Annotated in this window: 22 protein-coding genes and 1 riboswitch; of the genes, 9 read left to right on the forward strand and 13 right to left on the reverse strand. The window is 45.5% G+C overall.

What is annotated here, in order from left to right; genetic code table 11:
• The first annotated feature begins 111 nt into the window (after nucleotides 1–111).
• From AB4585_RS12180 to AB4585_RS12190, 3 genes are read left to right on the forward strand one after another with little or no spacing between them, the layout of a single operon-like run.
• Nucleotides 112–1824 (forward strand): autotransporter assembly complex family protein, encoded by a 1713-nt coding sequence (locus tag AB4585_RS12180; RefSeq protein ID WP_065584316.1) that lies wholly within the window; start codon nucleotides 112–114, stop codon nucleotides 1822–1824.
• Nucleotides 1821–5579 carry a translocation/assembly module TamB domain-containing protein gene (locus AB4585_RS12185; protein ID WP_372169910.1) on the forward strand — a complete coding sequence of 1253 codons (3759 nt, stop codon included), beginning with the start codon at nucleotides 1821–1823 and terminating at the stop codon, nucleotides 5577–5579. Before AB4585_RS12180 ends, AB4585_RS12185 begins: the two co-directional genes overlap by 4 nt.
• Nucleotides 5580–5597: 18 nt before the next feature.
• The gene (locus AB4585_RS12190) at nucleotides 5598–5954 is read left to right on the forward strand and encodes a gamma-glutamylcyclotransferase (protein WP_372169912.1); all 357 of its coding nucleotides are present in this window, start codon (nucleotides 5598–5600) and stop codon (nucleotides 5952–5954) included.
• An 87-nt stretch (nucleotides 5955–6041) separates the two neighbouring features.
• Here AB4585_RS12190 and fbp read toward each other — a convergent pair whose 3' ends face one another.
• Nucleotides 6042–7052, reverse strand: a complete 1011-nt coding sequence (gene fbp, locus AB4585_RS12195) for a class 1 fructose-bisphosphatase (protein ID WP_008220458.1) — start codon at nucleotides 7050–7052, stop codon at nucleotides 6042–6044.
• A 270-nt stretch (nucleotides 7053–7322) separates the two neighbouring features.
• On the opposite strand from fbp, the gene mpl reads away from it, so the two are divergent.
• The 5 genes from mpl (at nucleotide 7323) to thiQ (ending at nucleotide 12962) form a co-directional block, all read left to right on the forward strand.
• Entirely contained in the window at nucleotides 7323–8681 is a 1359-nt protein-coding gene (gene mpl / locus AB4585_RS12200) for a UDP-N-acetylmuramate:L-alanyl-gamma-D-glutamyl-meso-diaminopimelate ligase (RefSeq protein WP_065584318.1), read from the forward strand.
• Between the two features lie 38 nt (nucleotides 8682–8719).
• A complete protein-coding gene (locus AB4585_RS12205; protein ID WP_372128573.1) occupies nucleotides 8720–9343 on the forward strand; it encodes a flavin prenyltransferase UbiX in 624 nt (207 codons plus the stop codon).
• A gap of 43 nt (nucleotides 9344–9386) precedes the next feature.
• Nucleotides 9387–9506, forward strand: a riboswitch (TPP riboswitch).
• Nucleotides 9507–9559: 53 nt separating this feature from the next.
• Nucleotides 9560–10552 (forward strand): thiamine ABC transporter substrate binding subunit, encoded by a 993-nt coding sequence (gene thiB / locus AB4585_RS12210; RefSeq protein ID WP_102320274.1) that lies wholly within the window; start codon nucleotides 9560–9562, stop codon nucleotides 10550–10552.
• Between the two features lie 92 nt (nucleotides 10553–10644).
• Nucleotides 10645–12258 carry a thiamine/thiamine pyrophosphate ABC transporter permease ThiP gene (gene thiP, locus AB4585_RS12215; RefSeq protein ID WP_017058907.1) on the forward strand — a complete coding sequence of 538 codons (1614 nt, stop codon included), beginning with the start codon at nucleotides 10645–10647 and terminating at the stop codon, nucleotides 12256–12258.
• Nucleotides 12258–12962 (forward strand): thiamine ABC transporter ATP-binding protein, encoded by a 705-nt coding sequence (gene thiQ, locus AB4585_RS12220; protein ID WP_017058908.1) that lies wholly within the window; start codon nucleotides 12258–12260, stop codon nucleotides 12960–12962. The genes thiP and thiQ overlap by 1 nt, the downstream gene beginning before the upstream one ends.
• Nucleotides 12963–13087: 125 nt before the next feature.
• Here thiQ and yjgA read toward each other — a convergent pair whose 3' ends face one another.
• Nucleotides 13088–13612, reverse strand: a complete 525-nt coding sequence (gene yjgA, locus AB4585_RS12225) for a ribosome biogenesis factor YjgA (RefSeq protein ID WP_017058909.1) — start codon at nucleotides 13610–13612, stop codon at nucleotides 13088–13090.
• 118 nt (nucleotides 13613–13730) lie between these two features.
• On the opposite strand from yjgA, the gene pmbA reads away from it, so the two are divergent.
• Entirely contained in the window at nucleotides 13731–15074 is a 1344-nt protein-coding gene (gene pmbA / locus AB4585_RS12230) for a metalloprotease PmbA (protein ID WP_017058910.1), read from the forward strand.
• A 96-nt stretch (nucleotides 15075–15170) separates the two neighbouring features.
• Here the strand turns inward: pmbA and mgtE are convergent, their stop codons facing one another.
• The 11 genes from mgtE to kdsD all read right to left on the reverse strand — a co-directional run bounded on the left by mgtE (nucleotide 15171) and on the right by kdsD (nucleotide 23443).
• A complete protein-coding gene (mgtE, locus tag AB4585_RS12235) occupies nucleotides 15171–16526 on the reverse strand; it encodes a magnesium transporter (RefSeq protein ID WP_017058911.1) in 1356 nt (451 codons plus the stop codon).
• 148 nt (nucleotides 16527–16674) lie between these two features.
• Nucleotides 16675–16950: an HPr family phosphocarrier protein gene (locus AB4585_RS12240; RefSeq protein WP_008220439.1), complete on the reverse strand. Its 276-nt coding sequence runs from the start codon at nucleotides 16948–16950 to the stop codon at nucleotides 16675–16677.
• A gap of 2 nt (nucleotides 16951–16952) precedes the next feature.
• Nucleotides 16953–17822, reverse strand: a complete 870-nt coding sequence (rapZ, locus tag AB4585_RS12245; protein WP_017058912.1) for an RNase adapter RapZ — start codon at nucleotides 17820–17822, stop codon at nucleotides 16953–16955.
• 1 nt (nucleotide 17823) lies between these two features.
• Nucleotides 17824–18285 carry a PTS IIA-like nitrogen regulatory protein PtsN gene (ptsN, locus tag AB4585_RS12250; RefSeq protein ID WP_004738707.1) on the reverse strand — a complete coding sequence of 154 codons (462 nt, stop codon included), beginning with the start codon at nucleotides 18283–18285 and terminating at the stop codon, nucleotides 17824–17826.
• Nucleotide 18286: 1 nt separating this feature from the next.
• Entirely contained in the window at nucleotides 18287–18574 is a 288-nt protein-coding gene (gene hpf / locus AB4585_RS12255; protein ID WP_009847742.1) for a ribosome hibernation promoting factor, read from the reverse strand.
• 62 nt (nucleotides 18575–18636) lie between these two features.
• Complete coding sequence (locus tag AB4585_RS12260; protein ID WP_017058913.1) at nucleotides 18637–20097, reverse strand: RNA polymerase factor sigma-54; 1461 nt, start codon at nucleotides 20095–20097, stop codon at nucleotides 18637–18639.
• 54 nt (nucleotides 20098–20151) lie between these two features.
• A complete protein-coding gene (gene lptB / locus AB4585_RS12265) occupies nucleotides 20152–20877 on the reverse strand; it encodes an LPS export ABC transporter ATP-binding protein (RefSeq protein ID WP_004735304.1) in 726 nt (241 codons plus the stop codon).
• Between the two features lie 2 nt (nucleotides 20878–20879).
• Complete coding sequence (lptA, locus tag AB4585_RS12270) at nucleotides 20880–21374, reverse strand: lipopolysaccharide transport periplasmic protein LptA (protein ID WP_017058914.1); 495 nt, start codon at nucleotides 21372–21374, stop codon at nucleotides 20880–20882.
• Entirely contained in the window at nucleotides 21355–21918 is a 564-nt protein-coding gene (gene lptC, locus AB4585_RS12275) for an LPS export ABC transporter periplasmic protein LptC (RefSeq protein WP_017058915.1), read from the reverse strand. The genes lptA and lptC overlap by 20 nt, the downstream gene beginning before the upstream one ends.
• Nucleotides 21915–22472 (reverse strand): 3-deoxy-manno-octulosonate-8-phosphatase KdsC, encoded by a 558-nt coding sequence (gene kdsC / locus AB4585_RS12280; RefSeq protein ID WP_017058916.1) that lies wholly within the window; start codon nucleotides 22470–22472, stop codon nucleotides 21915–21917. The genes lptC and kdsC overlap by 4 nt, the downstream gene beginning before the upstream one ends.
• A complete protein-coding gene (kdsD, locus tag AB4585_RS12285; RefSeq protein ID WP_372169914.1) occupies nucleotides 22472–23443 on the reverse strand; it encodes an arabinose-5-phosphate isomerase KdsD in 972 nt (323 codons plus the stop codon). Before kdsD ends, kdsC begins: the two co-directional genes overlap by 1 nt.
• Nucleotides 23444–23457: the final 14 nt, after the last annotated feature.

The raw sequence follows: 23457 nt of genomic DNA on the forward strand, positions 1-23457 counted from the left end.
TCTTTAAATTAGACCGTGTTATTCCAGGATTTATTACAGACTCAATGCCTATTTAGCGGTATTATTTCTTTTCACTTATTAACGTATTGATAACTTCTTCACCAATTAAACATGATAAGAAAAACTTTACCAGTTCTGATTGGCACTCTATTGTCATCGACGCTCGCTTTCGCTGACGTTTCCCTTGAAATCAAAGGGCTAGATGGAGCGCTTGAGGATAATGTTGATGCTTATCTGAGTGCGATCCCTGAAGAAGAGTATTCGGTTTCACTAAGATTCCAATCCCGCTTGGAATCTATGATTAAAGAAGCCCTGAATGCGTTAGGCTACTACCACCCTAAAATCACATTTACTCACTCCGAAGATGATACCGAAATGACCGTTACGGTTGAGCCGGGAGAGCCTGTTGTTATTTATACTTCAGATATCGTTCTAACTGGTGAAGCCAAGGATGACCCAGACTTTTTAGCCTTGATAGCGAAGAGTAGCTTGTCTAAAGGTTCGACTCTGAATCATGGTAATTATGACTCTTTGAAATCGTCGATCCGCAACCTTGGCTTAGCGAAAGGCTACTTCGATGGTGCTTATGATCTTAGTAAGCTAGAAGTCGCTCCTGAATTGAACCGCGCTTATGTTCGTCTTCATTATAACAGTGGTATCCGCTATCACTTTGGTACTACTCAGGTTACTGGTAGCCAGATAGAAGAAGATAAGGTGCAGTCACTTAAACCATTTGAGGATGGCGAACCTTACTCAATCACCAAAGTCGGTGAGTACAACCAAAACCTGTCCAATACGGATTGGTTCTCCTCGGTATTTGTTGAACCAGATTTAAGCCAGTTAGGCGAAGGCCGAGAGATCCCGATGAAGGTTAGCCTTGCTCCGCAAGCTCGTAACCAAATCGAAACGGGTATCGGTGTATCCACCGACCTTGGCGTAAAAGGCACTCTGAAGTGGAAAAAACCTTGGGTTAATGAACAAGGCCATAGCTTCAATAGCAGCCTGTCGATTTCTAAACCTGAACAGACGATTACCGCTACCTATAAAATCCCTCTGGATGACGTGCTGAACGACTACTATCAAGTTAAGTACGGTATGAAAAACTTGGATAATCGTGATACCAAGAGTTTGGAGTCAAACTTAGCGCTAGAAAGATATTGGCGACTGGATAACGGTTGGCAACGCACGGTCTTCATTCGATACTTGGTCGAAAACTATGAGCAAGGTTTGCAGGATGATTTAGCGCAATTTGTGCTGCCGGGTATCTCTTTCTCACGCACTCGAACGCGAGGCGGTTCGATGCCGATGTGGGGCGATAAACAAACCATTATGGTTGAAGCGGGTGATGATACCTTGTTATCTGAAACTAAGGTTGTTCGTTTTCAAGGTCAAACCGCTTGGATTCGAAGCATTGGCGACAATCACCGAGGCTTAACTCGACTTCAATTTGGCGGCAACTTTGCCGACGAGTTTGATAAGCTATCTCCCTCCCTAAGATTCTTTGCTGGTGGTGACAATAGCATTCGTGGTTATGGTTATGAGTCGATCTCTCCTCGAGATGAAAGTGGCGCACTAACGGGTGCCAAATTCATTGCAACCAGCTCGTTTGAATACCAATACCGCTTGGTTGGAAACTGGTGGGGCGCAGCATTCTACGACATTGGTGATGCCTTCAATGATAAACCTGAATGGAAACATGGTACCGGCGTCGGGGTTCGTTGGGCGTCGCCCGTCGGCCCTGTGAGCTTAGATTTTGCTTGGGGTCTAGATGCAGCAAAAGGTGATGAGTTCCAGTTACACTTTAGTTTAGGGCCAGAATTATGATCAAAGTTATGGGCAAGTGCATCAAGTGGACGTCGATCTCATTGACGTCTATTTTGCTGTTGTTGATAGCCTTGCTAGGTTTTGTTTTGTTCACCAATCCAGGGTTGAACACTGTGTTGTGGGGCGCTGAAAAAGCGTTGCCACAGCTTAAAGTGGAAAGCACTAAAGGGGCTCTGTTCCCGAGCTTTACGCTTAATAATGTTCAGTTTAAAGATGACAGCCTGCATATAGACACCAAAGTTCAAAAGCTGAACTTGGCGATTAATCCTCGCTGTCTGCTCGACCCTAAGTTGTGTGTCGATCGTTTAGCGATTCAAGGATTGGACTTCGCATTTACTGAACTGCCTCCGGCCTCTACAGAAGAAACAGAACCTACTCCGCCCGTAACATCGGTAAAAACACCGTTGCCAATCGTAATCAACCGTATCGCTTTGTCTGATATCAAGTTGAATATCTTAGGGCATGAAATTGAATGGAGCTTGTTCTCTACGGCTTTGAGTATGCAGGGCGAAAAGCTAACTGTATCGCCAACCTTATTCAATGATCTTAAGGTTAAACTCGCTGAGTCGACAGAAGAACCGCAAGCAGAAAAGGTTGAGCCAAAAGCTGCCGTTAAAACGGCTATCGAATTGCCGGAAGTCTGGATTCCTCTGCAGGTTGTGTTGGAGCGTTTTGACCTCAACCGTTTCACCTTAGAACAAGAAACACCAATCGTTGTTAACCACCTTGGGCTAGAAGCTCGCGCGGGCAAACACACGGTTGATGTTTCAACTCTCGAACTCGATATGCCACAAGCAAGCGCCAATCTAACCACGAAGGTTGAGCTCAAGGGCGGTTACCCGCTAGAACTTTCTTTGGATGCGTTGGTGAAAGAAACCGACCTTGTTGGGCAGAAGTTGTCTCTGAAAGCACAAGGCAGCGTGGCTAAGCTAAACCTAGACTCCCAATTTTCTGAGCTGATTGAGGCAAAGTTGTCTGGGGATATTCAACCCTTAGAACCGACTCTGCCATTTGACCTTCTTTTAGAGGGCGGACAAGCACAGTGGCCCCTTACCGGAAAAAGCGATTACCAAGCGACAATTGAGCAATTTAAAGCTGATGGCTCACTAGATGGTTTTAATGTTCTTCTTAAAGGTGAAGCCGATGGTAAGGAAATCCCTGAATTAGCCATCGATCTACAGGGTAAAGGCACGACGGAACAAATTGTTCTCGAGCGTCTAAAGCTCAACACGCTAGGCGGTGAGCTTAACGGTGTCGTTAAAGCGAACTGGAAGAGTCTCATTAACTGGCAAGCTGACGTGACACTCAAAGATATTCAACCGGGTCTGCAGTGGCCAGAAGCTGAGGGCAACATTAGTGGAAACATCGTCACCTCAGGTGAGTTGACTGAAGCGGGCGGCTGGGCGATTGAACTGCCTAAATTGGATATTGAAGGGATCTTGCGAGAATACCCTCTGGATATCGAAGGTCAGTTGTCAGCGTCGGATCGCAGCGCGAGCGGTGAACCAAAACTGAAAACCAGTGGTTTGAGCTTAGCTCACGGTGTTAACTCGATTAAGGCTCAGGGTGAGCTTGATAAGAAATGGGACATGGGTGTTGAGATTCACTTCCCTGAGCTTGTAAAAAGCGTCCCTGATTTGAAAGGTAAAGTGATTGGTAACATCCAGCTCAGTGGTCCAACGAAAAAGCCTGAAGTCGATCTCGCTCTAAATGTGGATAAGGTAGATTGGAATAACGAAGCAACACTAGAATCCTTGTCGCTTAATGGCTCTGTGGTTCCTCTGCCATTGCCTGAAGCTCAAGCTGATCTTGAATTAAAAGCTAACAACCTAACCTATCAAGATCAGAGCGTAAAAAGCATTGATCTCACGGTGAGTGGTGGTGAGAAGAAACACACAGTGACACTTGATGTGATATCCGACATCGTGTCTACAAGCTTAGCTATTTCCGGAGAGTTGATTCAAAAGCCTTCTCTTATTTGGTATGGATCGTTAGACAGAGTCAAAATCACCACTCAGCAAGGCCCTTGGGTGTTAGATCAACCTGTCGCGATAAATGCGGATGTTGATAAACAGTTTGCCGATGTTCAAGCGCACTGTTGGAAACAATCGGGTTCGAGCGTGTGTTTGGATGAAGACGTTCGTGTCGGAAAATCGGGTGAGGCCAAGGTAGCCATCAATCAATTCGATTTCGAGCAGATTAAAGCCTTTGTGCCTAAAGAGACGCAATTACAGGGCTTAGTCAATGCGACTGCTCATGCAAAGTGGTCTGAACAAGATGAGCCTGAAGTCACGGTAAGCGTTGATATGCCGAAAGGTCAGGTTGTTCAACAAGTGGGTGAGCCAATCACACTGGGTTGGGAAAGCGTTGCATTGAATGCCCAACTGAAAGACAACAAACTGGATGCCGATTTTAAGTTGGATGTTTCCGACAATGGTGACCTGTCTGGCACGGTGTCGTTACCGGATATTCTTGCCGAAGACAAAATGGTCGATGCGGCAATTAAGCTGACCACGTTCCATCTTGATTTCTTACAACCCATTCTAGGTGAATACAGCTTATTGAAAGCCGACCTTGAGAGTGATCTTCAAGTTAAAGGCTCTCTGATGCACCCTCAAGTCTTTGGTCAATTCTCTGTTGATGGTATTCAAGTCAAAGGCGATGTTACGCCTGTTGATGTGAAAGATGGCCGCATCGACCTCGACTTTGATGGTTATAGTGCAAAACTGGATGCGAATGTCGAAACACCTGATGGTCACCTTGATATTGAGGGAACCGGAGATTGGCAAGATCTTAAAGCATGGCATTCGAACGTTAGAGTTTTCGCTGATGAGTTGATGGTTGATATCCCACCGATGGTTAAGGTGAAGGTCGTACCTGATATGACTATTGATGTCACACCAGATCTGGCGAAAATCACCGGTGATATTGCATTACCATGGGGACGAATTGTTGTTGAAGATTTACCACCGTCAGCGGTTGGCGTCTCTTCTGATCAGGTTATTTTGAATAAAGATCTAGAGCCAGAAAACGAAGATACGAATCCATTCAATGTGATGACGAATATTAATATCTCCATTGGTGATGACTTTAAACTGTCTGCCTTCGGTCTTGAAGGTGATTTGGTCGGTAAGCTCAACGTGGCTCAAAAAGACCAAGGTCCATTTATTACAGGTGAAGTGAACATCGTCGATGGTACTTATCAATCATTCGGGCAAGACCTCTTGATCGAAGAGGGTAAGATCCTAATGAATGGACCACCGGATCAGCCATACGTAGCCATCAACGCGATTCGTAATCCTGATAATACTCAGGATGACGTGACCGCTGGTATTCGAGTGACTGGCCCTGCGACAGAGCCTACCATCGAGATTTATTCTGACCCAGCGATGCCACAAGCGAACGCACTGTCTTATATTTTGCGTGGCCAAGATATCGACGGTGAGTCGAGCGGTTCGATGACAACGACTTTAATCGGTTTGAGTTTAGCGAAGAGTGGTAAGGTTGTTGGTGAAATCGGTGAAGCCTTTGGTGTAAAGGACTTGCAACTGGATACTGCAGGCTCTGGCGATGACTCTCAAGTGACGGTAAGTGGTTACATCCTGCCTGGCTTACAGGTGAAGTATGGTGTGGGTATCTTTAACTCGTTAGGTGAGTTTACCGTTCGTTATAGATTGATGCAGGATCTCTATGTTGAAGCTGTTTCTGGCCTAGACAGTGCTGTGGATCTTCTCTATCAATTTGAGTTCGAGTAGAGCCGTATGGGAGGGCATATGCAGCATCTTGTTTTTGTCTATGGAACCTTGAGGCAAGGTCAGTCCAATCACCATTATTTGCAGGGCTGCGATTTATTAGGGCAGTTTGATACACCTAAGGAATACGCACTTTTTGATTTAGGTGCCTATCCGGCGATGATTTTGGGAAAGAAAAGTGTCGCTGGTGAGGTCTATATCATTAACGACGAAATTTTAGAGTCGCTCGATCGGCTAGAAGATGTTCCTGTTGAGTATCGTCGCGAGCAAATAGAGACTATATTTGGATTAGCATGGGTATATTTGTATCAGCTTGATATAACAGCTAATAAAGAAATACTTTCGGGTAACTGGTGTCAGCGGAACAATGATTCCTAACTAGTTAATCACCTTACGAGACAACAAAAAGCCAGCACTGAGGTGCTGGCTTTTTAATAGCGTTAGTTTGAGAATGAAATGAGAGGGTTACTCAGGGTTCAGCTCAAGAAACTCTTCTACTTTACGTACCATTTTTGTTGAACCAACGAAGAAAGGCACACGTTGGTGTAGCTCAGTTGGTTTGATATCCATGATACGCTGTGCACCGTCTGATGCAATACCGCCAGCTTGCTCCATAAGGAAAGCAATAGGGTTGCATTCATAAAGCAAACGCAATTTACCTTGAGGGTGGCTCTCTGTACTTGGGTATAAGTAGATGCCGCCTTTTAGCAAGTTACGGTGGAAATCAGACACAAGAGAACCAATGTAACGTGACGTGTAAGGGCGGTTATCGCTTGGCTCGCTTTCCTGACAGTATTTGATGTACTTCTTAACACCGGTTGGGAAGCGGATGTAGTTACCTTCGTTGATCGAGTAGATCTTGCCTTCGTCTGGAATCATCATGTTTTCATGAGATAGACAGAAAGTACCCAGAGATGGATCGTAGGTGAAACCATTTACGCCAGCACCTGTTGTGTATACAAGCATGGTTGAAGAACCGTAAATCACGTAACCCGCGGCTACTTGCTTGTGTCCGGGCTGTAAGAAATCTTCTTGTGTTGGTGGTGTACCGATCGGTGATACTCGACGGTAGATAGAGAAAATTGTACCAACCGATACATTTACATCGATGTTTGATGAGCCATCTAGTGGATCCATCAGTACAACGTATTTTGCGTTTTTGTTGAGCTCTTTATTGAAGGCGACAGCTTCGTCTTCTTCTTCACTTGCAACACCACAAACTTGGTCACGGGCTTCTAGAGCCGCTTTAAATTTGTCGTTCGCGTAAAGGTCTAGCTTTTGCTGCTCTTCACCTTGCACGTTGTCTGTACCAACAGCGCCAGTGATGTCGACTAGGCCAGCCTTGTTGATCTCACGGTTAACAATTTTTGCAGCAAGTCGAATAGACGACAAAAGGGATGATAGATCACCGCTTGCATGGGGGAAGTCACTCTGTTTCTCAACAATGAACTCACCAAGGGTGCGCATCTCAGACATGTTATTTCCTTAAACTTCTCTCAATATTAGGGGGGATTTGAGCACTGTAGATTCGGCCTCTTGAGTGGGCTTTATTCATCTAGACGCTTACCTAAATTCTAAAGGTTAGATCTTTTTAATGGTAATGAACTAAGCGACACAGATCTCACTTACTATGTCGACTCAATTTGTTTTGCATTGCCGCTCGCTTTTAATCGCCATTTAATGATAATGAGTTCAAGCCGTTTTAATTAGGCACTGTTTATTTAGCCAAGCGTTTGGAAGCAATTTATGCATATTCATATCTTAGGAATTTGTGGCACCTTCATGGGTGGTGCTGCGGTATTGGCTCGTCAATTAGGTCACAAGGTTACGGGTAGTGACGCGAATGTTTACCCACCAATGAGCACCTTGTTGGAATCACAAGGGATTGAAATTATTGAAGGGTTCGACCCTAGCCAATTAGAACCAAGGCCAGATCTCGTGGTTATCGGTAACGCAATGAGCCGCGGTAATCCGTGTGTTGAGTATGTGTTGGATAACAACCTTAGATACACCTCTGGTCCTCAGTGGTTGCAAGAGTTCTTACTGCATGACCGTTGGGTGTTAGCGGTATCGGGAACGCACGGTAAGACCACGACATCAAGCATGTTGGCTTGGATCTTGGAAGACTGTGGCTATGCACCGGGCTTCTTAGTTGGCGGAGTGTTGGGTAACTTTGGTATCTCTGCTCGCCTTGGTGAAAGCATGTTCTTCGTGGTAGAAGCCGACGAATACGACAGTGCTTTTTTCGATAAACGATCTAAGTTCGTTCATTACCACCCAAGAACCTTAGTGATGAATAACCTAGAGTTCGATCATGCGGACATCTTTGACGATCTTGAAGCGATTAAGCGACAATTTCATCATTTGGTGCGTACTGTGCCAAGCAATGGTCGCATTTTCTCACCTAAGCAAGACAGCGCTATTGAAGATGTTCTAGCTCGCGGTTGCTGGAGTGAAACTGAATCGAGTGGCGAGCAAGGCGACTGGGATGCCAAGAAACTGGTCAAAGATGGCTCTCAATTTGAGGTTTACTTCCAAAATGAATGTGTTGGAACCGTAAATTGGGATTTAGTGGGCGACCACAACGTAAATAATGCTTTGATGGCGATTGCAGCTGCACGTCATGTGGGCGTGACACCTGACCTTGCTTGTGAATCACTAGCTACCTTTATTAATACTAAGCGCCGTTTGGAGTTTAAAGGCGAGGTGGCAGGTGTGTCTGTTTATGACGATTTTGCTCATCATCCAACGGCGATTGAACTTACGCTCGGGGGATTACGTAATAAGGTCGACACTAAGAAAATCATTGCCGTTTTAGAGCCTCGTTCTGCCACCATGAAACGTGGTGTGCACAAAGAAATACTGGCTGATTCGTTGAAGCAGGCGGATTCTACCTACTTATTCCAACCGGATAACATTGATTGGTCAGTTCAAGATGTTGCAGACGCTTGTCACCAACCGGCACACGTGAGTGATGACATGGATGCATTCGTTGCTAAAATTGTCTCAGAGGCACAAGCTGGCGACCAAATTTTGGTAATGAGTAATGGTGGCTTTGGTGGCATTCATCAAAAACTGTTGGATGGATTGGCACTCAAAGGCTAACGGCATCCACGACCTTATAATTTGAAGTAATTGAGAACATGACAAAACACGATAAAGCGATAACCCTTGCTTTCACTGGCGCATCTGGTGCGCCTTATGGCCTGCGTTTACTTGAATGCCTTTTGGCAGCCGACTATCAGGTCTACTTGCTGATTTCATCGGCAGCGCGAGTGGTATTGGCGACCGAGCATGAACTTAAGTTACCTGCTGGGCCAGATGCGGCGAAACAAGCTTTGGTTAAACATCTTGGCTGCGCCCCTGAAAAGCTGGTGGTGTGTGGCAAAGATGATTGGTTCTCGCCGGTTGCCTCTGGTTCAGCTGCACCGAAGCAGATGGTCGTTTGCCCATGTTCCGCGGGAAGCTTGGCTTCGATTGCACATGGATTGTCGGATAACCTGATTGAGCGAGCAGCAGACGTAGTCATGAAAGAGCGAGGACAGCTGTTGTTGGTGGTTCGTGAGACGCCATTTTCGACGCTTCATCTAGAGAATATGCATAAGCTTTCGACCATGGGCGTGACGATCATGCCTGCAGCCCCGGGTTTTTATCATCAACCTAAGTCAATTGAAGAACTGGTCGACTTTATGGTGGCGCGTATTCTAGATCACCTTGGTATCGAACAAGGTTTAGTGCCACGTTGGGGTTACGATCAACGTAATTGATCCAAACTTGATAGCTTATTGTTAAAAATCAAATTACAATTCTGAACACTCATCGGGGAGCGAACCATTCAAATAATGAATGCGAGCTGAGATCAAGCAGGTGCTTGGGACCCGTAAACCTGAACCAGATAATGCTGGCGTAGGAATTGAGTTAGGAACAACCTCTACCGTTCTCCTCCCTCAAACCTGTGCCGCTCAGACCATGGAGAGCGTCCAGTGAAATTCACATTAACTACCCTTGCTGTTACTACAGCTATTTCTTTTTCTGCCTTTGCTGCAGACAACACTTTGACTATATACACCTATGACTCTTTTGCTGCGGATTGGGGCCCTCGTCCTGCCGTTGAAAAAGCATTCGAAGAGAAGTGTGGTTGTGATGTGAATTTTGTCGCTCTAGAAGATGGCGTGTCTATTCTGAACCGTTTACGTCTTGAGGGCGGCAACAGCAAAGCCGATATCTTGCTAGGTCTCGACAACAACCTGATGGCTGAAGCGAAAGCGACGGGCTTATTGGCTGAGCATAATGTTGATACGTCATCGGTAACGCTTCCTAATGGTTGGAACGACAGCACTTTTGTACCCTATGACTTTGGCTACTTTGCTTTTGTTTACAATAAAGAGAAACTGGAAAACCCGCCGAAGAGCTTGAAAGAACTGGTTGAGCAGCGTGATGATCTTAAGGTCATCTACCAAGATCCACGTACATCAACACCAGGCCAAGGCATGATGCTTTGGATGAAATCAGTATACGGTGATGAAGCGACAGCAGCATGGAAGAAGCTTGCTCAGAAAACAGTGACTGTAACCAAAGGCTGGTCTGAAGCTTACTCTATGTTCCTAGAAGGCGAGTCGGATTTAGTGTTGTCTTATACAACGTCTCCGGCTTACCACATTATTGCTGAAAGCGATTCTAAGTATGCAGCAGCAAGCTTCGAAGAAGGGCATTACACTCAAGTGGAAGTGGCCGCTAAGGTTAAAGGCAGCAAGAACGAAAAGCTTGCTGATGAGTTTATGGCGTTTATCCTAAGTGATGAATTCCAATCGGCGATGCCAACAGGCAACTGGATGTACCCAGTGACCGATATTGAGCTTCCAAAAGGGTTCGAGCAACTTACGGTTCCTCAGAAAGCGCTAAGCTTTACGCCCGAAGAAATTGCAGCTAAGCGTAAGCCATGGATTCGTGAATGGCAGAGTGCACTTACTTTTTAATTTGCTTTTAAAAAATTAGCTTTCTAACTTTCTGTATTTAAAGGTTTGTTCGATGTTAACTGAGCGAACCATTTACGGTAAAAAATCAATCTATGATAAAGAAAACACCTAAGGTTGGGATTTGGGTAGCGATACTCATTACCGCCTTCGTGGTTTCAGCAGTTGGGGCATTGCTTAGCAATGCCCCTTCTCTTGATATCAGCCAAGTATGGTCCGATCCCTACTATTGGCATGTAACGAAATTCAGTTTTTATCAGGCGACACTCTCAACGGTGCTGAGTGTTGGCTTTGCTATACCTATTGCTCATGCGCTGTGTCGTAGACAATTTTTTGGACGCGCTTTGTTGTTAAGGCTGTTCGCGTCGACCTTAGTCCTGCCAGTGTTAGTGGGTGTATTTGGCTTACTTGCGATCTATGGCAATAGTGGTTGGTTAGCTAAGTTTTTGGCGAACTTCGATATTGAATTGCCATTTTCCATATACGGATTGAATGGTATTTTGCTGGCGCACGTTTTCTTCAACTTGCCTTATGCCAGTCGCTTACTTCTGCAAGCGTTAGATACCGTGCCTGCCGAGCAACACAAGCTTTGTGCTCACTTGGGTATGAGTCATTGGAACAAATTCAGATGGGTTGAATGGCCTCGCTTAAGACAGCAATTACCACATGTGTGTGGCTTAGTCTTCATGTTGTGTTTTACCAGCTTTGCTACCGTGATGGCGCTAGGCGGTGGACCTAAATCAACCACTATCGAGCTCGCTATTTATCAGGCGATTAAATTCGACTTTGACCTTCAAGCTGGTGCCTTGCTCGCGATATGGCAAATGCTGCTGTGTGGTGTGCTAGCGGTGAGCATTCAACGCCTATCGAAGCCTATTTCAGTGACGGCCAGTCAGTTGTCTGAAGAGAAATATTTGGTTAAGGACAGCTGGTGGTCAAAAGCTTGGGATAGCTTTTGGATCATCATAGTCTCAATGCTGGTATTGCCGCCATTAGCTATGGTTATCGTCAGTGGAATTAACTCGCAGGCATTAACCGTACTCAGCAGCGAGCCGTTTTGGGCGGCGTTAATGACCTCGGTTAAAGTCGCGTCATTAGCAAGTGTTATCGCAGTTGGTATTGGTATCGCCATACTACTGACTAGCCGAGCATGGCGTTTACAGAACAAGAATTTTCGAGCCGATAAAATCGAGCTGATTGGCACTATTATCTTGGTGACTCCGGGGCTGGTGATCAGTACGGGTATCTTCTTATTACTGCGTTCATTCACCGATGTATTCAGTTTAGCTTTCTTTATCGTGATTGCCGTCAACAGCTTAATGGCGCTGCCTTACGTAATTAAAACCTTGGCTCAACCTATGCTGCACCTGTCTCAGCAGTATCAGTATGTGTGTGCGAGTTTAGGGATGACTGGCTTCACTCGATTCAGGCTCGTGGAATGGCGCGCATTGCGTAAGCCGATGGCGCAAGCCTTCTCGATCAGCTTTATGTTGGCGATGGGTGATTTAAGCGCGATTGCTTTGTTTGGTAGCCAAGATTTTAGAACTCTGCCTTTGTACCTATTCCAATTGTTAGGCAGCTATCAAATGGAAGCGGCGGCGGTAGTTTCTGTGAGCTTACTGTTACTGAGTGTCGGCAGTTTTAGCTTAATAGAATTCTTATTTACTCGAAGATCTAAGCTCGATGCTAAAGAATTAAGGAACCGATGATGTTAGTGATGAAAGATGTGGATTACCATTATCACAGAGAGTTGTTTAGCTTTGATTTTCAAGCTGAGCAGGGCGATATTGTTGCGCTTATGGGGCCGAGTGGTGCGGGTAAGTCTACACTGTTGGCGCTAGTTGCTGGTTTCATCGAGCCTACATCGGGTGAGATATCAGTGGCTGGGCAGTCGCTTATTGGTAAAGAAGCACATCAGCGTCCGTTGGCGATGTTGTTTCAAGAGCACAACCTGTTTGCCCATCTCACGGTACGTGAAAATATTGGTTTAGGTCTGCACCCGGGATTAAAGCTTACGGCAACCCAAAAGCTCAAAGTTGAGCAAGCAGCCGCACAAGTAGGTGTTGCAGAGTATTTGGATAGATTGCCTGAGCACTTATCCGGTGGTCAACGCCAGCGTGTCGCGTTAGCGCGTTGTTTTGTCCAACCTCATGATATTTGGCTGCTTGATGAACCTTTCTCTGCGCTTGACCCTTTGCTGCGTGAAGAGATGCTTAGTTTAGTGAAGCGATTAGCGGCAGAGCGAAATATTACGGTCTTGATGGTGACTCACCATTTAGGTGACGCACGCAGTATCGCGAATAAGTTTGTGTTTGTGGCGCTAGGTAAGGTGTTGGTTGAAGACTCGATAGAGGCACTGACGGCGGATCATCCACAGACAGAATTAAGCTCATTTGTTAAAGCGGGTGAGTGACGACTCATCACTCCTGTGAGTATTTATTGATATTGAGTGCTTCTTGATATCGAGTGCGTCAAAAACAAAAAGACCTAGCATGTGCTAGGTCTTTTATTCACTCTATGAGTAAAGCGAGATAACGATTAGTCTTCTAGCTTTAGCTCTTTTAAGATTTGGAAGATCTCACGAGAAGACTTTGCAGGCTTGTTCGCTGATTTCTCTTTGTTAGCTTGGCGAGCTAGCTGACGAAGACGCTGACGGTCTGCTTCAGGGTACATTTCCATTACTTCTGAAATAGCCGCATCACCTTCAGCAACAACACGATCACGCAGTTGCTCAAGCTTATGTAGTTCAGCTGTTGCTTGTGAGTGCTTGTTACGTACTTTATCCAAAGCCGCTTGAATTGGCTCAGGATCGACATTACGCATTACTTTACCAATGTATTGAAGTTGACGACGCTTCGCTTCATTTTTAAAGCGTTGTGCATCTTTAATCGCTTGTGCCAAATCTTCAGACAGCGGAAATTTATCTAATACAGAAGGCTTTAGACCAACAAGCTCTTCTCCCAGCTTTTGCAGGGCATCCATGTCCGTTTTCATTTCTGTCTTACTTACCCAGATGATTTCTTCTTCTGGTTCCCATGGGGCTTTTTGGTTTTTGCGAGCCATCTTTTCTGCCTATGTCACTATCTCAAACGAATATATTGCCTATTTTAGCAAGAATCTTGGGGAGAAAGCGAAATTCTTGTTATCCTACGTAATATTGACCTAAAAAATTAGAATAGATATGGATGTAAAACAGCAAGTCGCCCAGCAAAGAGTTGAGCTAGAAGCCGCAGTAGCTAAAGCGTTGGATATGGCATCAGTGAGTGCAGACGCAGCTGAGGTCGCTATTACTAAGTCAACGGGTTTAAGTGTTTCAACACGTATGTGTGAAGTGGAAAACGTTGAATTTAATAGTGATGGTGCGCTAGGTATTACTGTTTATCGCGGCCAGAAAAAAGGCAGCGCATCTACATCTGATCTGAGTGAAAAGGCGATTGCTCAAACCGTCGCGGCCGCACTTGATATCGCTCAGTACACTTCTGAAGACCCATTTGCCGGTCCTGCGGCAAAAGAATACATGGTAAAAGAAATTCCAGATTTGGATCTTTTTCACCCTGATGAACCAAACCCTGACTATGCCGCTGAGATTGCGATTGCTGCTGAGAAGCAAGCGTTAGCTTATAGCGATAAGATCAAACAGAGTGATGGCGCAAGCTACGACAGCCACTATGGCGTTAAGGTTTATGGTAACAGCCATGGCTTACTAGCAAGCTATGCTTCTAGTCGTCATAGCACGAGCTGCTGTGTAATTGGACAAGGCGCTAACGGTGAGATGGAGCGTGACTACAGCTACACCGTTGCACGTCACCGTGACGAGCTGTGGACGCCTGAGCGTGTAGGTCAAGAAGCTGCAGAAAAGACCATTAGCCGTTTGGATGCGAAAAAGCTACCAACAGGCCAATACCCAATTATGTTCGCTAACGATGTTGCGACAGGTCTTATCGGTCACCTTGTGATGGCGATCAGTGGCGGCAACCTTTACCGTAAGTCATCTTTCTTATTGGATCATTTAGGTCAGAAAATCCTACCTGATTGGTTCAATATCTCTGAGCGTCCTCACATCCTACGTGGTTTGGCTTCAAGCCCATTTGATAGCGAAGGTGTGTTCACTCAAGATCGTGAAATCATCACTGACGGTGTGCTAGCAACTTACCTACTAACGAGCTATGCCGCACGTAAGATGGATATGACGCCAACCGGTCATGCTGGTGGTATTCATAACTGGTTCGTTAAATCGACCGGTCAAAACTTTGAGCAGATGCTAAAAGAGTTGGGTACTGGCTTCCTAGTCACTGAAGTGATGGGCCAAGGCGTAAACACCGTAACGGGTGATTATTCACGTGGCGCTGCAGGTTTCTGGGTTGAAAACGGAGAGATCCAATACCCAGTATCAGAAGTAACAATCGCAGGTAACCTAAAAGACATGTTTACTCAGATTGTTGCTGTGGGTAACGACGTAGAAACACGTTCGCAAATTCAAACGGGTTCTATCCTGCTTGAGTCGATGAAAGTCGCGGGTGAGTAATTCAATTAAAGCGAATCTGATGAATTAAAAAAGGGAGCCGTGGCTCCCTTTTTGTTTTCTGTATTTCGCCAAAAATTGGCTAACTGCTTATGCTAACTAGATCAGTATGGTCGCTAAGCCTAGGAACACCGATAGGCCAATAACATCGGTTACTGTGGTCAGTGCCATACCGCCAGCAAGGGCTGGATCGATATTCATCTTCTTCAACATCACTGGGATAGTTACACCAGCAATACCTGCGACAATCAAGTTGGTCATCATCGCCGCTGAGATGATGCCTCCCAGTATCCAGTTACCTTTCCAAGCCACCACGATACCACCAATGATAACGGCCCATAGAACGCCGTTTAGGAAGCCGATGGCTGCCTCTTTGAGTAGCAGTTCGCGTTTGTTACTGTCACCGATATGACCGAGTGCCAAACCACGAATCACCAGAGCAACGGTTTGGTTACCCGCAACACCCCCCATCGAAGGCACGATAGTCATCAGAACCGCAATCGCTGCCATTTGATCGAGCGTTGCTTCAAACATGTTTGATACAGATGCTGCCGCCAGTGCTGCGAGTACGTTAGCACCAAGCCACACACTACGACGACGAGCAGATTTTACGACCGGTGCGAAGGTATCTTCGTCATCGTCCATACCCGCCATACTCATCATTGAGTGTTCGGCATCTTCACGGATAACATCAACCACGTCATCGATGGTGATACGACCAACAAGGTGCTGGTTACTATCGATGACAGGCGCAGAAACCCAGTTACGACGTTCAAACAGGCTCGCGATATCTGACGCACTGGTTTCTACCGCGATCGCTTCGTCGGCATCATCCATCACTTCTGAAACAGGGACATCAGGTTGAGTCGTTACTAGCGTGGTAAGTGATAGGTTACCGATAAGACGTTCTTCTTCATCAATAACATACAGAGCATCAGTTGCATCCGGCAGTTCGCCACGCATACGCATGTAGCGCAATACAACGTCAACATCGACATCACCACGAATCGTGATTACGTCGGTGTTCATGATCGCACCCGCTGAATCTTCAGGGTACGACAGGGCAGTTTCAACTAATGCACGATCGACGGAGTCCATTTGAGAAAGGACTTCGCGAGAAACATCGTCGGGTAGGCTTCGAAGTACGTACGCGACGTCATCGGTTTCCATACCTTCGGTTGCTTCTGCCAAGGTCTCAGGTGCCATTTTCGACACAAGAGCATCTTTGACGTCTTCGTTTAGTTCATCAAGAATTTCACCGTAGTCTTCAGGATCGGTGAGTTGCCAGAGTACGTCACGACTTTTGCGAGGGGAGGCTTCTAAAAGGTGTGCAATATCCTCAGGTTCCATGTCCTGAAGTTGTCGGCGTACGTGAACAAATCGGCCGTTTTCTAGGGCTTCGCTGACTTCTTGGAGGGTTTGGTGAGCTTGGTCGAATTCTAATTGCTCTGCCATATTTTCCTCCTATCTCATTATTCTTACAATGCTTGGAATAGTAACTTAATTCTAGGGCTTATTTAAATCATAAACTTAGGTAGAACTAAGATTTAATATAGGTTGGTTCACCGTTTGAGTTTGCGGTGTTGTGAGTAAAGCGTCTTAGCTACTCACCCTCATCAAATTTATCTTCGATAAGGTGGCAAACGGCATCAAGTGCTTGTTGTGAATCAGTACCCGAAGCTTGAATCGTGATGTGTTGGCCTTGGGCTGACTCCAGCATCAATAGTCCCATTACGCTGTCTGCGGTGGCACTTTTATCTTCTTCACTATGAATTGTGATAGTGGCATCAAAGCTTTGTGCAAGCTCAACCAACTTTACGGCCGCTCTAGCGTGAAGACCCAAACGGTTTTGGATCAGTACAGTTCGAGTTAATTCCATGGTTAGCCCTGTTGGTGCGTCTCTAAAGAGACATGTCTGATTTGAACTTGATGACCAAGTTGTTCGAAGTACTCACCAATTTTCTGGGTTAGATAGACCGAGCGGTGCTTACCACCAGTACAACCAATGGCTACCGTTAGGTAACTGCGATTGTTTTTCTCTAACATTGGTAGCCACTGCTCAACAAAGCCTTGAATCTGTTGTTTGAGTTCAATCACTTCTTGATGCTGCTCTAGGAAGGAGTGAATCGGAGCATCAAGGCCTGTCATTGGTCGTAAGTCAGGTTCCCAGTGAGGGTTTGGTAAGAAGCGAACATCAAACACGTAGTCGGCATCGCTTGGCAGACCAAATTTAAAGCCGAAAGATTGAAAGACAATGATTAGTTCTTGCTTCTCTTTGCCTTCGACTTTAAAGCGCACTTTTTCACTCAACTCGTAGAGGTTGCAGTCACTGCTATCAATCACAATGCTGGCTTGCTCTGCTAGAGGACTGAGAAGTGTCTTTTCTAAATCAATCGCTTGCTCAAGAGAGAGCTTTTCTTGGCCAATTGATAAAGGGTGGATTCTGCGGGTTTCGCTGTAGCGCTTAAGGAGTGTCTGCTTGCTGGCATCGAGGAACAATACATCAACATCGATGTTTGTAGCTGACTCGAGTTGCTCGAGCGTGTCGGTGACTAACTGAGGCTCTTTCGGTAGGTTACGTATATCAATACTTACCGCAACGTTTTGGTTGCTTTCGCGTACCGATTCGACAAAGTTGTTGAGCAGGTTTACTGGTAGATTATCGACACAGTAATACCCCAAGTCTTCTAGGACTCGTAACGCAACACTTTTACCGGCCCCTGATTGGCCACTAACCACGATTAATCGCATGTTATTGCTCGCAAGTTGGCACTTGAATCATGATGTCGTAAAGCTCTTGATCGCTCTGAGCATTACGCAGCTGTTTAAGAGTCTGCTTGTCGTTTAGTCGTTCTGCCATACAAGAAAGGGTTTTTAGATGCTCTTTGCATTGTTCGCTAGGAACAAGCAGGGCAAATAGTAGGTCGACAGGACGATTATCAATCGCATCAAATTCGATAGGATCTTGGCATTGCAGTAATACAGCTATCGCTTTATCACTGACATTCATACGAGCATGGGGAATCGCGATACCATTACCAATACCGGTACTGCCCATCTTCTCACGGCTCAACATACACTCAAATAGCTCTGTTGAATCTTGACCGCAGCTCTCAGCTGCTATCTGGCTGATGAGCTCAAGGGCTCTTTTTTTGCTTGTGCATTGGACTGCACTTTTGGTGCAGTCCAATGAAAGTACTTCGCTTAATTGCATGTTAGTGACTACTTAGCTTTTCTTTGTGCTTGTTGAGTTGGCGGACGAGTTTATCAACCAATGAATCAATCGCGGCATACATGCTTTCATCTGTTGCTGTCGCATGGATTTCCCCCTGATTTATATGCAGGGTAGCTTCTGCGATTTGATTGATTTTCTCAACTTTTAAAACAACCTGAACGCTATTGATATGATCAAAGAAGCGCTCAAGTTTGTCGAATTTGGTGTGAACATAGTCTTGCATTGAATCGGTAAGATCAACGTGATGGCCTTGAATATTGATTTGCATAGACTTTCCTTTTCAGTTGGTTGCCTGATCATAGTTGCTAAGTAACTAGCGACTAAATGAGCTTATAGCAGGCGTTTACGCTGACTCGATGGGGCAATGCCCAGAGACTCACGGTATTTCGCTATGGTACGTCTAGCTACCTGAATTCCTTGGTCAGCCAGTAAAGCAGCAATCTTACTATCACTTAGAGGCTTCGCGGTATTTTCCGCTGCGACAAGCTTCTTGATGAGTGCGCGAATTGCTGTAGATGAACATTCACCGCCATTGTCAGTGCTGACATGGCTTGAGAAAAAGTATTTGAGCTCGAAGATGCCACGTGGCGTATGCATGAATTTTTGAGTCGTCACACGAGAGATCGTGGATTCGTGCATATCAACAGCTAACGCAACATCATTAAGAACCATTGGCTTCATCGCTTCTTCGCCATGTTCGAAGAAATCACGCTGATGTTCAACAATGCATCGCGCAACTTTGAGTAGCGTCTCATTTCGGCTCTCTAGGCTTTTAATTAACCACTTTGCTTCTTGCAAATTTGAGCGGATGTATTGATTGTCGGCGCTGTTGCCTTTACTGCCCAGATCAGCGTACTGCTGATTCACTTTCAACTTAGGCACGCTATCAGGGTTAATGGTCACTAACCATTTGCCAAGGTCTTTGAAGACAGATACATCTGGAACCACATACTCAGTTTCATCCGGAGTAATCTTACTGCCAGGACGAGGGTCCAGCTGTTGAATCAGTTGCAAAACTTCACGTAGTTCTGCTTCTTTCAACTTGGTCTCTTTGATAACCAGTTTGTAATCGCGATTGCCGAGTTGGTCGATATGGCTAGTAAGTACTAACTTAGCTTCGTTAAGCCAAGGCGTATCTTGGGGAAAGGTTGCCAGTTGCAGTAACAAGCAATCTTGCAGGTTGACTGAACCGACACCTAGCGGATCAAACTGCTGAATTCGTTTACGTACCGCTTCAATTTCATCAAGCTCGATCTCTTCATTGTCGAAGTTTTCAAGGATGTCTTCACAAGTTACAGTGAGGTAGCCGTAGTCGTCGATGGCATCGATTAATGCAAAAGCGATGCTTCGGTCGGTGTCAGTGAATGGCGTTAAGTCGAGTTGCCAAAGTAGGTAATCGTGCAGGCTTTGAGTGGTTTCGCCTTGATAAACCGGCATGTCGTCATCAATCGCAATACCCGTGTTACCTGTGTTCGCGCTGTAGACGTCTTCCCAAGTTGTGTCGATTTCTAGTTCGTTGCCAATCTCTGATTTTTCGATTAAGTCTGAGCTATCAGGTAAGTCTTGCTCTGTGGCTTCAACAGTTTCTTTTTCGTCACTGCTAGGTTTTTCTTCCGATGTTGGCGTATCTTCATTGCCTTCTTCGACATCGAGTAGTGGGTTAGATTCAAGTGCTTCTTGAATCTCTTGCTGCAAATCTAAAGTAGACAATTGCAACAAACGAATCGCTTGCTGCAATTGAGGAGTCATTGCTAACTGTTGGCCTAGCTTAAGTTGTAATGAGGGTTTCATTCAGTGTGACTTACCTAGTTATTATTCTTAGAACTCTCGATACTCTCTATATAATCATAGACGGAATTGTTCGCCTAGATAAACTTGTTTAACTTGTTCGTTATTGAGAACATCTTCAGGAGTACCCTCAGCGATCAGGTGTCCTTGGCTTACGATGTAAGCTTTTTCACACACGTCTAATGTTTCACGAACGTTGTGGTCGGTAATCAAAACGCCCAAGCCGCGATCACGCAGGTGAACAATGATTTTTTTGATATCGATTACTGAGATCGGGTCAACACCGGCGAATGGTTCATCCAATAGAATGAACTGCGGGTTTGCTGCTAGTGCACGAGCAATCTCTACACGACGACGCTCACCACCCGACAGAGCCATACCATTGCTGGTGCGGATATGTTGGATGTGGAACTCTTCTAGCAGGTCTTCCAGCTTATCTTGGCGTTGTTCGTTGGTCATTTCATCACGGGTTTGTAAAACCGCCATGATGTTGTTCTCTACGGACAACTTACGGAAAATCGATGCTTCTTGAGGCAGGTAACCGATACCAAGACGAGAGCGGCTGTGCATTGGTAAGATACTGATGTCTCGGTCATCAATGCTGATGGTACCTTCATCACGCGCCACCAAACCAACAATCATATAGAAAGATGTGGTTTTACCTGCACCGTTAGGCCCAAGCAGACCGACGATCTGGCCTGACTCTACCTGTAAGCTTACATCGGTAACAACCTTACGTTTACTGTAGGTTTTCGCTAGGTTTTTTGCTTTAAGAACAGCCATCGTTACTTATTCACTTCCGTTGGTTGTAAAACCGTTGACACTCGTTTGTTTTCACCACTGTCAGCGACTAATTTCTGAGAACCGATCTGGTAAGTGATCTTAGAACCGCGAATGATGCTGCCATCTTGAGATAACATCGCATTCTTAGTCATGATCAGTCGGTCGGCAACAAGCTGGTAGTGCAGGTCGTCAGCTTCACCGTAGAGTGTCTTACCGTCGTCAGTAAGCTGAGAGAAGGTTGCTGGCTTACCGAAGCCTTGAATTTCTTCAATCTCACCGTTTACGGCGTTACGAGTAACAATAACCTTATCGGCATTGATATTGATGCTGCCTTGTTTAAGGTTCACATCACCAAGGAAAGTCACTTGGTTACTTTTCATATCCAATTGCTGGCTGTCTGAGTCAATGTAGACAGGTTGCTCACTATCCGAAGACAGAGCATAGACATTAGGTGCCGCAAGGGTCAAAGCGAATAAACTAAGGTGTAAGAGTTTCATATCTACCTTGAACAGAATTAAAGAGGATTGCATTGTTGGTACCGAAGTTACCTTTCATTGCTTGTCCCTCAGTTTCAAAAAATGTACCGATCATATGGACCGGAGTCTCTGAATAAAAATCTCGGCTAGGCAGCTCAACAACCATTTTATCTGTGGTCATTGTATCGAAGCTGGCTTCTGGCAACAGGTTCTTTGCCACGACGTTGTCATAAAACGTGACAACTTGATTCTCATCCATAATCGCGCGATCAGCGGTGACTTGCCATTCAATCGTGTGCCCTTCACGGAATACCGAAAGAACTGGGTTTTGAAAGTGCGTATCGCCAACTACTGAGTAGTGTTCTAAATACGTCGATTCAACCTGATAGCTGCGAATACCGCTTTCGTCGTAGCTAATGTTGTTCAGGCTTTTGCCACTAAACGCGGGCAGCTCCAAATTTGGAGCCACTTGTATCGTTGATGTTTGCTCTTTGTCGTACAAGTAATAGGTCGACCAAGAGGCAATAAATATGAGTATTAAATAGATAATACGAGTAAAACTCATATGCTTAAACCTTTATGCACGTCGAGTTCATTTCTTGCTTGTAAAATAAGGTCACAGACTTCACGTACCGCGCCATGACCACCGTTAATGGTTGTCACGTAGTTTGCACGCTTTGCAAGTAGCGGGTGCCCATCTGCCACACAGACCTTCAAGCCAACTTTTTCCATTACAGGCCAGTCAATCAGATCGTCTCCGATGTAACCTGTATTTTCAGGGTTTACAGAAAGCTTATCGCAAATATCTTGGTATGCCTTAACTTTATCGTCTTGACCTTGATAAATCAGCTTAATGCCTAGAGCGGTCATACGATTCTCAACAATTTGAGATTTGCGACCCGTGATGATCGCGATTTCAATGCCTGCGTTCATCAGTGATTTGATACCGTAACCGTCACGAGTGTGGAAGGTTTTCAGCTCTTCACCGTTGTTGCCCATGTAGATGCGACCATCAGAGAAGACACCATCGACATCGCAAATCAGCAGTTTGATCTCTTTTGCAATTGCAAATACATCTGAATTAACAGTGCCGTATAGAGTTTCGACTGTCTGTGTCATTACATTACTCCTGCTTTCAGTAAGTCATGCATGTTTAACGCTCCGACTAATTTACCTTCTTGGCATAACATCAGGCCATTGATGCTCTTCGCTTGCATCAAGTTTAAGCCCTCAACCGCGAGCATGTTTGGCTCGGCTACCGTCGGGTTTAGCGTCATCACATCACCGATCTGCGTGTTATGGATATCAACGCGTTTGTCTAAGATACGGCGTAAATCACCATCGGTAAAAATACCGGCCATTTGGCCATCTTCACCAACGATTGCTGTCATGCCTAAGCCTTTCTGAGATATCTCTAGTAGAGCGTCTCTTACTAGTGCGTCGGGTGCTACAACAGGAAGTGAATCGCCTGTGTGCATGATGTCGTCGATCTTCAACAGCAGCTGACGACCTAAAGCGCCACCAGGATGAGACAGGGCAAAGTCTTGAGCGGTGAAGCCTCGAGCCTGCAAAAGTGCAACGGCTAATGCATCACCCATGACCAAAGTCGCCGTGGTGCTTGTTGTTGGTGCTAAGCCCAGCGGACAAGCTTCTTCCGGTACTGAAATTTGTAAATGGATATCAGACAGGGTTGCCATGTTTGATGCTGGCTTGCCTGTCATGCTGATGATCTTGATGCTCAGACGCTTTAACACAGGAAATAGGCTGAGGATTTCTCCCGATTCGCCGGAGTTGGATATTGCAATCACAATATCACCAGGTTCGATCATGCCTAAGTCGCCATGCGCCGCTTCGCCTGGGTGAACAAAGAAAGCCGATGTCCCGGTACTTGCCAATGTTGCTGCGATTTTGTTGCCAATGTGGCCTGATTTACCCATGCCCATCACAACGACTTTGCCTTTGTTGTTCAGGATAAGGTCGCAAGCTTTACAAAAATCATCATTAAAATATTGGTCTAATTGAGTGAGACCTGCAACTTCGGTTTCCAAAACTTGTTTTGCAACGCTGCGGTAATCAAATGGCTGAGACATCAAATACTCCAAGT

Origin of the sequence: Vibrio sp. 10N.222.49.C9, from assembly GCF_041474985.1 — a bacterium.
GTDB lineage: Bacteria > Pseudomonadota > Gammaproteobacteria > Enterobacterales > Vibrionaceae > Vibrio > Vibrio crassostreae_C.